Here is a 14299-nt window from a genome sequence, read left to right as displayed (position 1 = left end):
CCTAGCGGGCGGAAGACCGCAGCCAGCCGAACCAGACGCACACGACAACCGGAACGCCCAGCGCGATCCAGGCAAGGATGTCGCCGAAGCCGCCGTCGCTGAAGAGCGCGGAGACCAGGCCCAGTGTCGTGAGCAGGCCGAGCACGATCGGCCAGCCCCACATGCGCCAGAAGCCGTGTCGATGCTTCATGCCCGGGCCTTCATTGCCGCGGCCGGCTCGGGTGGCTGCGTGGCGGGTGCGGCGCTGCCGCGCTTGAGCCAGAGGTACAGGCCGCTGCCCAGCACGATGATGGTCGCGATGTCGAGCAGCGCCCACAGGATCTGCATCGGCATGCCCCCGTAGTCGCCGAAGTGCAGCGGCTGCGACACCAGCAGCGCCGTGAGGTACCAGGGCAGCTTGGGCGCCGCCGTGACCTCCGCGGTCTTGGCGTCGACCAGCACCGGCTGGAACAGCTTGGAGCTGAAGGGTTCGTTGCCGCGCAGGAAGAAGGTGTTGTGGTGCGGACTCGAGAACGAGGTGCCCGGGAACGCGATGAAGGACAGCTTCATGCCGGGCGCGCGCTGCAGCGCGGCTTCCATCGAGCTTTGCACCGAGCCGCGCTGCGACACCGCCACCACCGGCTCGTTCTTGTAGGGCGCCAGCAGCGCGCTGAGCTGGTCGTACTGCCAGTACTTGATGAGCAGGTCGGCCCATGTGTTGATCATGCCGGTGGAGCCCACCACGAACAGCCACACCAGCGTGACCACGCCCAGCAGGTTGTGCAGGTCGAGCCACTTCAGGCGCGGGCGCTTGTCGCGCCGCACCGTGCCGAAGTCGAGCTTGCGCATGAACGGCGAATAGAGCACCACGCCCGAGACGATGGCCACCAGCAGCAGCAGGCCCATGAAGCCGAGGAACAGCTTGCCCGGCAACCCGGCGAACAGGTCGACGTGCAGCTTGAACATCACGTACATGAAGCCCTCGTCGAACTTGGGCTGGGCGAGCACGTCGCCCGTGCGCGCGTCGACCGCGACCGACTTGAAGTCGTCGGTGGGCGCCGGCGTGGGCGTGAGCGTGACGAACCACAGGCCGTCGTCGTCCTCGGGCTGCGAGGCGAACTGCACCACGCGGTCGGGGTGCTTGGCCTTGGCGATCTCCAGCACGCGGTCGAGGCTGATGCGCGGCGTGTCCGCCGGCATCTTCGGCGCCTCGACCTCGGTGCCGAGCAGGTGGCCGATCTCGTGGTGGAAGATCAGCGGCAGGCCCGTGATGCATAGCAGCAGCATGAACACGGTGCACACGAGGCTGCTCCACTTGTGCACCCAGGCCCAGGTCTTGATTGTTCGGCTGTTCATGTGGTGGCGGCTCCGCTCGAAGGGCGGCGATCAGAAGCGATAGGTGGCGCTGGCCACAACGCTGCGGCGCGCACCGAACCAGCAGTCGCCGCGCGACAGGCAGGTGCTGAAGTAGGTCTTGTCGGTCGCGTTGTTGATGTTCAGCGCGTAGCGCCACCTGTCCGACTCGTAGGCCAGCATCAGGTCGAGCAGGGTCACCGAGGGAACGCGAGGCCCGGCGCTGGAGCCGTCCACGTCGGTGAAGCCGCTCATGTAGCGCACGCCCGCACCGGCGGAGAAGCCCGGCACCCCCGCGATGGAGAAACGGTACTTGCCCCACACCGAGGCCTGGTTGCGCGGCTGCTCGGTGAGCTTGGCGTCGACGTCGATGTTGGTGTAGTTGGCGATCAGGTCGAAGTTGCGGCCCAGCGTCGTCTTCAGCTCGAGCTCCACGCCCTTGTTCTTCGTCGCATCGACCTGCCGGCCGTAGTTGGGGTTGCTGCTGTCGGAGACGAGGCGGTTCTTTTCCTTCAGCGAGAAGACCGACGCGGTGAAGCTCGTCGGCGAGCCGGCGGGCTGGTACTTGACGCCGGCCTCCACCTGCTCGCCGCGCAGCGGCTTGAACAGGTTGCCCTCGGCGTTGGTGCCGGCCTGGGGCGTGAAGGATTCGGTGTAGCTCAGGTACGGCGACCAGCCCGAAGGCAGCGTGTACATCACGCCCAGCCGGCGCGAGGTGGCGCTGGTCGTCTCCGAGGCGCTGCCCGCGGTGCCGGCGGTGCTGCGGTCGTAGCGCAGGCCGGCCACGAAGATCCAGTTGTCCAGCTTCATCTGGTCCTGCACGTAGATGCCGGCATTGCGCTGGGTGGTGCGCGGCCTGCGCGTCAGCTCGGTGACCGGCACGTAGCCGACGCCATAGACCGGCGCGTAGGCATCGATGGTGCTGTAGACGGAGCCTTCGGTCTTGTCCTGGCGCTGGCGCGAATACTCCGCGCCCACCAGCAGCGTGTGGCGCAGCGCGCCGGTGTCGAAATGGCCTTCGACGTGGTTGTCGATGCCGGTCATGCTGGTCCATGCCAGCGACTTGTCGTTGTAGCGGCCGAGCAGGCGCTGGCCGGCCGGGTCGAGCGACCAGCCGCCGGGCACGGAGAAAGAATCGGCGTAGTGGTAGTGCGAGTCGTTGAAGGTGCGCGATGCGCGGAAGTTCTGCCTGAAGGTCCAGCGCTCGTTGAACTTGTGCTCGAACTGCCAGCCGAAGGTCTTGCGCTCGGTGTCGTAGCCGTCGCCCGGCTCGCCGATGAAGCGGCTGGACGGCAGCGGGCCGTTGATGTTCGGCAGGATGGTGCCCTGCCAGGGGAAGAACTGCGAGGTGCTGCCGGTCTTGTCCTTCTGCCACAGGGCCTGCAGCGTCAGCGAGGTCGCGGCGCTGGGGCGCCAGGTGAGCGACGGCATGATGAGCGAGCGGTCGTCCGGCACGTAGTCGACCTGCGTGTCGGACTTGCGCTGCAGCGCCACCAGGCGGTACGACCATTGGCCGTCGGCGGTCAGCGGGCCGGTCAGATCGGCCTGGAGCTGCTTGCGTCCGAAGGAGCCGAGCTGCACGCCCACCTCGCGGTAGGCCTGCTGCTGCGGCAGCTTGCTGACCATGTTGATCACGCCGCCCGCGGTGCCTGCGCCGAACAGCATGCCGGCCGGCCCGCGCAGCACTTCGAGGCGCTCCAGCGTGTACGGGTCGGGCCGCGCCGTGGCGGTGTACCAGCCGGAAGAATAGGTCTGCAGCCCGTCGAGGTAGACGGAGGGATCGCTGCCGCGCACCGAGAAGCTGTCGGAGCGCGAATCGATGCCGTAGGCGTCGGAGCGCACGCCGGCGGCGTAGGTGAGCGCGTCCTGAAGGTTGGTGGCGCCCTGGTCGACCATCTGGTCGCGGGTGACGACGGTCACCGACTGCGGCGTCTCGGCCAGCGGCGTGTCGGTCTTGGTGGCCGTGACCGCATTCTTTGCGCGGTAGCCGATCACCGACGTCTTCGCGGTCTCGGCTTCGGCATTCGCGTCCACCCTCACTTCCGGCAGGGAAGCTGCGTTCGCCGTCTGGGCCAGCACCTGGTGCTGCGTGTAAATAGCCAGGCACCCCACCAGCACCGATGCGGCCTTGCGCCGCGCCACCAATCTAGACATTCCTTCTCCACTCCAAGACACAATTAAGAAGCATTCTCATTCTAATTGTCAAAAAGTCTCGGCCGGCCGATTTCCAACAGGTTCGCAAGGGCGTTGCGTTGCGAAATTGCGTCTTCAAAAAAGGGCCGAAAGGCTACGATCCCGCCCGCACGCTTCCTCTCATGCGTCGGCAGGCCCCATGTTCATCAAGCTCATTGCCTTTCTGTTTCCCGCGCTGCGCGGTCCGGCTCTGTGGCTGATTGCCCTTGCACTGACCGGCTGCGCCGGCCTGCCGCCGCGCGCGCCCGAGCCGCCGGTGAAATTCATCGCCGCCTCGCCGGCCACGGAGCTCGGCCGCGCGGCCATCGCCCTGAACACGCCGCCGGACGGGCTGACGAGCATGCGCCCGCTGATCGAGGCGTCCTACGCGCTCGATGCGCGGCTCGAGCTGATGCGGCGGGCCCAATCCTCCCTCGACGTGCAGACCTACCAGCTCGGCAACGACAAGACCGGCCGCCTGCTGCTGCGCGAACTGCGCAATGCCGCGCGGCGCGGCGTGCGCGTACGGCTGCTGCTCGACGACTTCTACACCGCCGGCATGGACCGCCTGCTGCTCGGACTGGCCGCAGAACCCAATGCCGAAGTGCGGCTGTTCAACCCCTTCGTGAATGCGCGCGAACATTCGTCGGGCCGCTGGCTGGAGTTCTTCTCCGACTTCCGCCGGCTCAACCACCGCATGCACAACAAGCTGTTCCTGGCGGACGGCGCGATGGCCATCGCGGGCGGACGCAACCTCGCCGACGAATATTTCCTGCGCAGCGAGAGCGCCAACTTCATCGACTTCGAACTGCTGCTGGCCGGCCCGGTCGTGCCCGAGGCCGCGGCCATCTTCGACACCTACTGGAACAGCGACGTGGTCTACCCGCTGCAGCGGGTCGCCAGCACCAGCCGCTCGACCGAGACGCTGAAAGCCGACTTCGAGGCGGCCACCTCCCCGGCCAACGCCCCGCCGCCCGGTCCCCTGCCCCTCACCGACCTGCTCGGCGACCCGCCCCTGGGCGCCCAGCTCGCCAACATCGACGAAGCGAAATGGATGCGCGCCGAGGCCAACGCCTCCGCCGACAGCCCCAACAAGGCGCTGGGCGTCATGGCGCATCCCACCGAATCGCTGGCGCAGCGCTTCCATGAGATGCTGGCCACGGCGCAGTCGAACGTGGTGGTGATCTCGCCCTACTTCATTCCGGGCGACGAGGGCATGGAGCGCATCCGCATGGGCCGCGAGCACGGCGTGAACATCACCGTCATCACCAACTCGCTGGCCGACAGCGACGAGCCGCTGGTCAACATCAACTACAACCGCTACCGCGTCGACATGCTCAAGCTGGGCGTGAACCTGTACGAGGTCAGCACCCAGCAGCTGCGGCGCAGCGGCCAGTTCCGCGACCTGCTGAAGAAGGCCCGCGGCCGCCTGCACGCCAAGCTGGCGCTGGTGGACCGCCAGTGGGTGCTGCTCGGCTCGATGAACCTCGACCCGCGCTCGGCCCGGCTGAACACCGAGTTCGGCGTGCGCGTGCGCAGCTTCGACCTGACGCAGGCCCTGCTTTTCGCCTACCAGCTCGACGACATCGAAGGCGTCTACCGCGTCACGCTCAAGCCCGACGGCCAGAACGTGCAATGGGTCGGCACCGGCGACGTCGACAACGAAGTGCTCGACAGCGAACCCGACTCCAGCATGCTGACGCGGCTGCAGCTGCTGCTGTTCTCCTGGTTCGTGCCGACCGACCAGCTGTAGCAGCCGTGACGCGGCGACGCCGTGCCGCGCATCGAATCTTAAAAAGCGACTAACAATCCCCGGGCATCATTCGGGCAGCCGCACCTGGTCACAAGAAATCCTGTCCCTTCGATGCACCTGCTTCTCGTGGAAGACGACGACATGCTGGGCGAAGCCGTGTGCGACGGCGCCCGGCAAGGCGGCTGGTCGATCGACCGCGTCGACTGCGCCTCCGCTGCCCGCGTCGCCCTGATCGATCACGCCTATGCCGCCGTGCTGCTGGACCTGGGACTGCCTGGCGGCGATTCGGGGCTGACGGTGCTGCGGTCGATGAGAACCCGCTACGACCCGACCCCGGTGCTGATCCTTACGGCGCGCGACCAGCTCAGCGAGCGCATCCATGGCCTCGATGCAGGCGCCGACGACTACCTGGTCAAGCCGTTCCAGTTCGACGAGCTGTGGGCTCGCTTGCGTTCGGTCATCCGCCGCAGCCGAGGGCGTGTGATCCCGGTCTTCACGCGGGGCGACGTCGAGGTCGACCGCAGCCGCCGCATGGTCACCAGGGCCGGAGTCGAGGTGCCGCTGAGCGCGCACGAGTACCGCACGCTGCTCGCCCTGCTCGAGCGCCCCGGCCACGTCGTCACCCGCGACCAGCTGCAGGACGCGGTCTACGGAAACGCCAGCGTGGTCGAGAGCAACACCATCGCCGTCTTCATCCACCAGCTGCGTCGCAAGCTCGGCGACGACCTGATCCGGACCGTCCATGGCCACGGCTACGTCGTCGGCCAACGTTCGCCGTGAAGCCCAAGTCGCTGCATGCGCAGATGATCGCAATGATCGGTGCGACCATCGTGCTGTGCTGGGTCGGGGCGCTTGCGCTGCTGTTCGCATACCTCGCCCACAACAAGACCAGCACCTGGGACGACAAGCTCAAGACCATCGCCATCCGGCTGCTCACCACGATCCCCGCCGACGCCGACCTGACGGTGACGGGGCCCGCCCTTCGGCTGCGCAATCCGGCGCTGGAGCGCAGCGAGAAGCTGGCCTTCCAGGTCTGGATCAACCGCCGGCAACTTGCGGTGCCCTCGCCGGGCGCACCGGCAACTCCCCTGCGGCCCGACTTCGAGGATGGTCCCGCCACGACGGAAATTGCAGGCCAGCGCTGGCGCGTCTATTCGGTCTCGGATGCCGACGGACGAGTCCATGTGCAGGTCGGCAATCCCCATAGCGTGGTGGACGCCGAAATCCGCAACGACGCGCTGACCGGCTTGGTGCGCACATCGATCGTGCTGCTGGTCGTGGGAGCCCTCATGTGGATGGTCGTGCACACCTCACTGAAACAGGTGGTGGCGCTGGAGGCCGCGATGCGCGGCCGCCGCAAGTTCGACCTCACGCCGCTGTCCCCGGATGCCTTGCCTCGCGAACTCCATCCGCTGGTGGCGTCGTTCAATCATCTGCTACTGCAGCTTGCCGAATCGATCGAAGGCGAGCGCCGTTTCATCGGCGATGCCGCACACGAACTGCGCACGCCGCTGGCCGCGCTGCAGGCACAGGCGCAGATCGCGCTACGCGCGAACACCGTGGCAGACAAGGACCTGGCACTGACCAAGCTTCTTCGCGTCGCGCAGAGCAGTTCGCGGCTGTCGGAGCAGTTGCTCGACCTGGCGCGCCTGAATGCCGGTGCCAATGCGCCGCAGCATACGCCGGAGGATCTCGGCGATCTCGTCCTGCACGTCGCGCGCGACTTCGACACGCATGCGCTGCAGCACGAGCGCTCCTTGCTCCTCGAAATAGGCCGGTGCACCATCCGCTGCAACGTCGATGAAATAGGCATCCTGCTGCGCAACCTGATCGACAACGCGCTTCGCTACACCTCGAAGGGCGGCCGCGTCAGGGTCGGCTGCGGCTACCAGCCGGACGCCGAGCCGGGGCAAGCGCCAAAGGTGTATCTCGACGTGGCCGACGACGGCCCGGGTGTGGCGCCGCCGGAACGCCAGGCGATCTTCGAGCGCTTCCATCGGGCCGCCGGCACCTCGGCGCGCGGAAGCGGCATCGGCCTGTCACTGGTGGCCGGCATCGCGCAATCGCATCACGCGACGATCGAAACCGGGAACGGACTGGACGGGCGCGGCTTTGCCGTCCGGATCGTGTTCCCTGCCGCAACGGCGGGCGCCGACGTTCAGAACCCGTAGACGTATCCGAGTCGCACGCCGGCCTGGTTCGCGCGACTGACCAGGGGACTGCTCTTGATGCCGCTGCCGAAGCGGGTCGTACCCAGGTCCAGGAAGACTTGGTGCTGCGGCCCCAACGCATAGTCCACGCGCAGGCCTGCTTCGACATTGGCGGTGGCCTTGCCGGCATATTGGGCGCGGCCGCGGCGGACCTCGGCAGTCTTCACACCGTAGTAATAGTCGACGTATCTGCGGTCGACCCGCTGCAGCGCCACGCGCGGCGTGAAGCCGAACGAACCCGCGGAAAAGCGCCGGTCCAGCTGCACCTCGAACCTCGTGCCCTTGCTGTTGCCCGAACCATCGGCCAGCAATTCGGCCGAGAGGTTGGCGATGTCGGAGCGCCAGATGGCCGCCCCGCCCAGCCAGATGCTGCCCTTGCGCTTGTCCATGCCGGCGAGGTAGGGCGAATCCTTGGACTCGTAGCCGTCGCTGGCGTAGCGTGCACGCAGACGCAGCAGCACAGGCCCCGCGGACGGCAACTTCACTTCGATGCCCGGGGGTCCCACGCTTATCCAGCTGTTCTCGTAAGCCACGAAGGGGATGGCCAGGGTCTTGTCCTTGAAATCGCGGTAAGGCTTGCGCTCCGTGATCGCGCCGAAGCCAACTCCCCATTGCGGCGAGGCCACCTCGCCCGCGATGTATTCCGCGATCTGAGTCTGCGCCCATGCCGGCGAAAGACCGGCGGCGCAGGCAGCGCTCATCGCGATGAATGTGAAAGATGCGCGCGCGTGGCGCTTCCTGCCCGGGCTCGAAAGGCGGCTTGGCTTGGTCATGAAGATCCTCGGTTGAAAAATCCAGTGCTCCTGGCGAGCGCTGCCGTTCCGTAAGCGTGGTTGGACCGCGAAACAGAACACGCCGCTGCCTGCGACGTGGATCCTGACGGGACGGCTTTAAGGACTTTTTAGGGATTCACTTCACGGATGCTTCGCTCTCGTCGCCTAGTAAACGTCCCGCCGATAGCGCCCTTGCGCAATGAGGTCTTCCAGCGCGGAGCGCCCCAGCACTTCCTCGAGCACGGCATCCACGCCGGCCGCCATGCCGTGCAGGCTGCCGCACACGAAGACCACGGCGCCGTCGCCGATCCAGCGCTGCAGTTCGGGCGCCGCCTCGCGCAGCCGGTCCTGCACGTAGATACGCTCGGGCTGGTCGCGCGAGAACGCCAGGTCGATGCGCGCAAGAGCACCCTGCGCGCGCCACCGCGTGAGTTCGTCCATGAAGAAGGCATCGCACGCGCTCTGGCGTTCGCCGAACAGCAGCCAGTTGCGATGAAGCCCCCGCGCCGCGCGCTCGCACAGATGCCCGCGCAACCCCGCATAGCCCGAACCGTTGCCGATGAAGATGCAAGGCCGCTCGTCCGCCACCGGCTCGAAGCCCGGGTTGGCCAGCAGGCGCAATTCCACTTGCGCCGACGGCATCGCATGTACCGTGAGCCAGCCCGAGGCGAGCCCCAGGCCCGACTCATGGCGCGCCTGCCGCACCAGCAGCCGGATGCGCCCTTCTGCCGGCACCGAGGCAATCGAGTAGCGACGCGGCGCCAGCGGCACGAGCGCATCGGCCAGCGCCTGGGCATCTGAAACCTGCGACAGCTCATCCGGCGCCGGCATCGCGCTGCATGCCAGGGCCTCGCGCAGCATGCGGTTGCGGCCTTCGAACCGCACCTGCGCATCGCCGTCCAGCGATGCCGAGCGCAGCAGGGCAGCCACCGTTTCCGGCGCATGGCGCGGCCGCAGTTCGGCCAGTGCGCCCGGTCGCCATGAAGGCAGTTCGCCCTGCACCGAAGGCGTCAGTTCGATCTCGCAAAGCGGATGCCCCAGGCTGCGCGGGTTGAGCAGGCGGCGCGCGCACAGCGTCCATGCGCCGAAAAGCTGCTCCTCGGGCACGGCGCCGAGCGCATCGGGCATCGCGCCGCCCCGGGCCCCGGGCATCGCGCCCAGGTGCCGCCGCCACACGGCCAGCGCACTGGCGTCGCCGTTGTCGACCTCGACCATCGGAAACAGCGACTGCGCACCGGCCGCGACCAGCGCATGGTCCAGCGTGTGTCCGAAGCCGCAGAAGCGCGCGTAGTGCCGGTCGCCCAGCGCCAGCAGGCCGTAGCGCAGGTGCGACAGCGCCTCGCCGCCGACCTGCGCAAGCCGCTGCGCGAACCGGCGCGCGGCATCGGGCGGGCCGCCCTCGCCGAAGCTGCTGGCGACGATCAGCACGTGCCGGTGGTGCCGCAACTGCTCGGGGTCCAGACGCGCCAGCGACGCCACGGTCACCGGCAGCCCCGCGCCCTCGAGCGCGGCGGCGCTGCGCATGGCGAGGCCCTCGGCCGTGCCCGACTGGCTCGCGAAGGCCACCAGCACGCGTTCCGACGCAGGCTCCTCCATGCCGCCGGCCGGCCGCAACGCCGCTTCCAGCGCCGCGCGCTCGGCCCGCACCGCGCGCTTCTTGCGGCGCCTGTCGAGGTACAGCAGCCAGCCGGTGATGGAAAACACCGGCAGCATCAGCGCCGCCAGCAGCATCGCGATGCGCCCCGGCATGCCGAAGTAGGTGCCCATGTGAAGCGGATAGATCGCCGCCAGGAAGCGCCCGCCCGCCGTCTTGCCGGCATGGCGCTCGTCCTGCGTCACCTCGCCGCCCGGCAGCCGCACCGTCATGCGGTTGCGCGCGCGTTCGTGGGCGGGCGCCGTGTCGAGCCAGGTGAACAGCACCGACGGCGCGGCGCCCGAGGGCACGCGCAGGATGACCTCGCTCCAGCCGCCGGCCTCGCGCGCCTTCTGCTCGAAGACGGCCCAGGCGGGCGCGACATCCACCACGGCGGCATCGTCGCGCGCCACGTTGCGCATGCGCGGCGCGGTGCGCGCCTGCTGCGCGGCCACGCGGGGATGGCCGGCCATCGCATCGACACGGTCGCGCACCGCGTCGAAGGCCCAGTACAGCCCGCTGGTGGTGAACACGATGTACATCAGCAGCGCGCAGGTGCCCATCACCGAATGCAGGCCCCACAGAAACGAGCGCCCCTTGAGCGCCGGATCGAAAGTGAGCCACGCGCGCCAGTCGAGCGGGCGGCGCGGCCATCGCAGATAGAGGCCCGAGAGCGACAGCAGCAGCAGGCCCATCGCGAGCACGCCGGCCACCACCCGCCCCGGCTCGCGCGGCAGCAGCAGCCAGCGATGCAGCGACTCGACCCATTCGAAGAAGCCGGCGCCCGCGAGCGGCGGCAGCGCGGTGCCCGCGTAGGGGTCGAGGTAGACGGTTTCGCCGCGCCGCTCACCCGGCGGCGGCGCGAAGATCACCCGCGCGGCCGCGCCCGGCTCGGCGAACAGCGCAAGCGTGCCGACCTGGCGCCCGGGCCACGCCTGCCTTGCCGCCGCGAGCAACTGCGCCGGCGTGAGCTCGGGCACGGCCTGCGCCGGCACGTGGCGCCCGTGCGGGTTGAGTGCATCGATGATTTCCTCGCGGAACGACAGCACCGCGCCGCTCAGGCCGATGACGATCAGCACCGTGCCGGCCGTGATGCCGATCAGCCAGTGCAACTGGAACCAGAGCTGGCGCAGCGCGGGGAATTTCATCGATTCTTTGTTTTCAGCGGATGCCGGCGGTCCAGTCGACGGCCGCGTCGAACAGCATCCGGCCCGCGGGCGAAAGGTTGGTGAAGGTCTCGTTGCCGAGGAAGAACATCACGCGGCGCGCCGGCGCGAGCGACTCGTAGTCCATGGTGGCGCCCTTCTCATAGCCGAAGATGGCCGCCTTCTCTGGCTGGCCGTACAGCGTGGCGATGGTGGTGGCGCCCAGGCCCGGCTTGCCCCAGCTCATGCCGCCCTGCCTGGCGTAGACGTTCGTCACGCCGGCCGGCAAGCCCGCCGACATGGGATGCGGCGCATTGACCAGCCACAGGTAGCGCTCCTTGGCGGCTTCGCCGAAGTCCGTGTCATGCCGCTTGCCGGTCATGGCCAGGTCGTCGAGCAGGTCATTCTCCCAGGTGAGCAGCGGCACCGGCAGTTGGCGCCAGGCGCCGCTCACGTCCTTGGCGGCGACGGTGGACGAGATCACGACGAGGTCCGCGCCGGCCGCCACCGACGGCGCGGCCGACTGGTCCTGCAGCGTCACGGCAAAGCCGCGCGACTCGAGGTGTGCCTTGACCTTCTCGTCGGCCGGAAGGCTGGGGCCGTCGCGCTGCACCAGCAGCACGACCTTGCGGCCCTGCCCCGGCAACTCGGCGGCGCTTGCGTCTGCCGTCGAGAGGCCGCACGCCATCAGAAGAACGACGGCCACGCGGCGGGTGATGTGAATGAGCGGCTTCATCTAGAACTCGAAGGTCGTGAGGAACGAGACTTGGCGCGCATCGCCCATCGAGATGAAATAGGTGTTCGCTGCCGACGGGTAGTAGGTCTTGTCGAACAGGTTCTTCACGTTCAACTGGAACTTGACCTTCTTGCCATACAGGCGCGTGTCGTAGGTGGCGAAGGCATCGACCGTGGTGTAGCCCGGCAGCACGAAGCTGTTGGCCGAGTCGCCCGCGCGCTTGCCGACGTAGTGCGCGCCGGCGCCCATGCGCAGCCTTCCTTCGCCGCCGAACACCTGGCCGAAGTCGTACACGGCCGAGAGCGACGCGGTCTGCCGCGCCACGTTCCAGAGCCGGTTGCCGGCGTACAGCGGGTCTTCCGTGGTCTTGGCGTCGATGTAGGCGTAGCTCGCGATCGCGCTCCAGTTCTTGCTCAGCTGGCCCGCAACGTCCACTTCGAGGCCGCGCGAACGGGCCGCGCCCGAGGTGCGCCAGTCGGTGAGCTTGGTCACGTCGTTGAACTGCGAGACCAGCACGTTGCGCTTGTGGATGTCGAACAGCGCCACGGTGCCGGTCACGCCGCCGGGCATGTCGAACTTGGCGCCGAGCTCCCACGACTTGGCTTCCTCGGGCTTCACCGAAGCATCGAGCACGTAGCCGCTCGACAGCGGCGCGATGGTCGACGCCGGCTTGAGCGACTGGGTGTAGCTGCCGTAGAACGACACGGTATCGGTCCACTTGTAGATCAGCCCCAGGCGCGGCAGCAGCTTGGAGCCGTAGGTGTCGGTGTTGACCTTGAAGGGCCGCCCGCGCCCCGCAAGCTGCGACCACGCCTGGTAGCGCAGCGCGGCCACCGCGATCCAGCGGTCGTTCAGGTGAATGGAGTCCTGGAAGAACAGCGACTGGTTGTGCAGCCTGTCGGTCTGGTCGCTGTCGCTCGCCGACACGGTGCTCGACGGCGCCTCGAGGCCGTACACCGGCAACAGGTAGCTGAAGGTGCTCCTGGCGGCCTGGCGCAGCAGGTCGGCGCGGTAGATCCTGCGGTACTCGGCGTCCCAGCCGAACTGCAGGTCGTGGCGCATGCCGCCCAGCTCGACGGTGCCGTCGACATACGCGGTGGCGTAGCTGTCGGTGCTCAGCGCGCCGTGGGTGGCGTCGTTGCTGCGCGCGAGCGTGCCGCGCGTGGTGTTGATGCCGTTCACCCGCAACTGGTTGGCGTCGTAGGTTTCCTGGTTGTAGCTGAGGTTCAGGTGGCCGGCCCAGCCGCCGCCGAACTGGTGGTCGACCGAGAGCTGGCCCAGGTGCGTCTCGCCGCGCATCTCGTTGAAGGGCTCGTCCAGGCGCTGCGTCCTGGGCAGCGCCAGCGGGCGCTGGGTGCGCGGGTCGAGCGCGGTGCCGCGGTCGAAGGGCGTGACGTACCTGCGGTACTCGTACCAGAGCACGGCCTGGGTGTCGTCGCCGTACCAGGCCAGCGACGGCGCCACCAGCGTCTCGCGGTGCTTGCCGAAGTTGCGCCAGTAGTCCTCGTCCACATGGTCGACGATCAGCCGGTAGGCCAGCCCGTTCTCGCCGATGGGGCCGGTGGTGTCCAGCGTGGCGCCGCCGCCGTCGCGCCCGCCCGCGTAGCCCGAGCCCAGCAGCGACAGGCTCGTGCGCTGCCGCAGTTGCGGCTTCTTGCTCACCACGTTGATCACGCCGCCCGGGTCCATCAGGCCGTAGAGCTGCGACGACGGGCCCTTGAGCACTTCGACGCTCTCGGCCGCCGCGTTCATGCCGCGGCCCTGCACCAGCGGCATGCCGTTGTGCATGATCGAGCCGTCGCGGTTGCCGCCGAAGCCGCGCTTCATGATGGTGTCCTGCGTGCCGGCCAGGGTGTTGCCCTGGTTGATGCCGCTGACGTTGGTGAGCGCGTCGTCGATGTTGCGCGGACGCTGGTCGCGGATGACCTGCGCGGGCACCACGTTCACCACCTGCGGAATCTCCAGCACCGGCGCGGTGGTCCGCAACGTGGAGGCGTCGGGCGTGGGCTGGTAGCGGTCGTCCGCGTCGGCGGGTGCCGGCGCCGCGCGGGCCACCACGCGCACCGCCGGCAGCGTGCCGTCGGCCTCGCCCGATTCGCCCGCCGATGCCTCGGGCGCCGCGGCGCTCTTGCGCAGCGTGAATTCACCCGCCCCGCCTTCCACCGCCTCCAGCCCGGTGCCCGAGAGCAGCGCCGCAAAGCCCGCGCGCACCGTGTAGCTGCCTTGCAGGCCGGCGGAGTTCAGCGCCCGCGTGCTCGCGGGGTCGAAGGACAGCGCCACGCCCGACGCCGCGGCAAAGCGCCCGAGCACCGTGGCCAGCGGGCCGGCGTCGATGCGGTAGCTGCGGGCCGCCTGGTTCTGCGCGCGGGCGCCGTCGGCGGTGTCGGCGGCCACGGCCGCGATCGGCAGGGCCATCGTCGCGGCGAACAGGCACAGCAGCGCCTTGCGGACGGGGTTGGGTGATGAGGGGTGCGCGTGCATTCTTCGGAATTCCTTCGGCATTGATTGCGGATTCATGGTTCTCAATGGGTAGGCCGAACGAAAT

At 68.5% G+C, this 14299-nt stretch carries 10 protein-coding genes; 3 read left to right on the top strand and 7 right to left on the bottom strand.

Annotated features, from left to right (window positions below; genetic code table 11):
- Position 1 precedes the first annotated feature (1 nt).
- The 3 genes from WIX39_RS09775 to WIX39_RS09765 are packed head-to-tail and all read right to left on the bottom strand — an operon-like array spanning position 2 to position 3486.
- Positions 2 to 190, bottom strand: coding sequence for a hypothetical protein (locus WIX39_RS09775; RefSeq protein ID WP_106935565.1), 189 nt, complete (start codon positions 188 to 190; stop codon positions 2 to 4).
- Positions 187 to 1335 (bottom strand): PepSY-associated TM helix domain-containing protein, encoded by a 1149-nt coding sequence (locus WIX39_RS09770; RefSeq protein ID WP_081268067.1) that lies wholly within the window; start codon positions 1333 to 1335, stop codon positions 187 to 189. The genes WIX39_RS09775 and WIX39_RS09770 overlap by 4 nt, the downstream gene beginning before the upstream one ends.
- Positions 1336 to 1365: 30 nt before the next feature.
- Positions 1366 to 3486 carry a TonB-dependent siderophore receptor gene (locus tag WIX39_RS09765; RefSeq protein ID WP_409194975.1) on the bottom strand — a complete coding sequence of 707 codons (2121 nt, stop codon included), beginning with the start codon at positions 3484 to 3486 and terminating at the stop codon, positions 1366 to 1368.
- Positions 3487 to 3664: 178 nt separating this feature from the next.
- On the opposite strand from WIX39_RS09765, the gene WIX39_RS09760 reads away from it, so the two are divergent.
- The 3 genes from WIX39_RS09760 (at position 3665) to WIX39_RS09750 (ending at position 7428) form a co-directional block, all read left to right on the top strand.
- Positions 3665 to 5257, top strand: a complete 1593-nt coding sequence (locus tag WIX39_RS09760; protein ID WP_409194974.1) for a phospholipase D family protein — start codon at positions 3665 to 3667, stop codon at positions 5255 to 5257.
- A gap of 111 nt (positions 5258 to 5368) precedes the next feature.
- The gene (locus tag WIX39_RS09755; protein ID WP_081268070.1) at positions 5369 to 6037 is read left to right on the top strand and encodes a response regulator transcription factor; all 669 of its coding nucleotides are present in this window, start codon (positions 5369 to 5371) and stop codon (positions 6035 to 6037) included.
- Entirely contained in the window at positions 6034 to 7428 is a 1395-nt protein-coding gene (locus WIX39_RS09750) for a sensor histidine kinase (protein WP_409194973.1), read from the top strand. The genes WIX39_RS09755 and WIX39_RS09750 overlap by 4 nt, the downstream gene beginning before the upstream one ends.
- Here the strand turns inward: WIX39_RS09750 and WIX39_RS09745 are convergent.
- From WIX39_RS09745 to WIX39_RS09730, 4 genes are all read right to left on the bottom strand, one after another.
- The gene (locus WIX39_RS09745; protein WP_409194972.1) at positions 7416 to 8240 is read right to left on the bottom strand and encodes a MipA/OmpV family protein; all 825 of its coding nucleotides are present in this window, start codon (positions 8238 to 8240) and stop codon (positions 7416 to 7418) included. The genes WIX39_RS09750 and WIX39_RS09745 overlap by 13 nt on opposite strands.
- A 165-nt stretch (positions 8241 to 8405) precedes the next feature.
- Positions 8406 to 11021 (bottom strand): PepSY domain-containing protein, encoded by a 2616-nt coding sequence (locus tag WIX39_RS09740; protein WP_409194971.1) that lies wholly within the window; start codon positions 11019 to 11021, stop codon positions 8406 to 8408.
- Between the two features lie 13 nt (positions 11022 to 11034).
- Positions 11035 to 11754 carry a hypothetical protein gene (locus tag WIX39_RS09735; RefSeq protein WP_106935571.1) on the bottom strand — a complete coding sequence of 240 codons (720 nt, stop codon included), beginning with the start codon at positions 11752 to 11754 and terminating at the stop codon, positions 11035 to 11037.
- Positions 11755 to 14235 carry a TonB-dependent siderophore receptor gene (locus tag WIX39_RS09730; protein WP_106935572.1) on the bottom strand — a complete coding sequence of 827 codons (2481 nt, stop codon included), beginning with the start codon at positions 14233 to 14235 and terminating at the stop codon, positions 11755 to 11757.
- Between the last annotated feature and the right edge of the window lie 64 nt (positions 14236 to 14299).

It is taken from the genome of Variovorax sp. AB1(2024), from assembly GCF_037482385.2.
GTDB lineage: Bacteria > Pseudomonadota > Gammaproteobacteria > Burkholderiales > Burkholderiaceae_C > Variovorax.
This window is presented reverse-complemented; position numbering and strand designations above follow the sequence as displayed.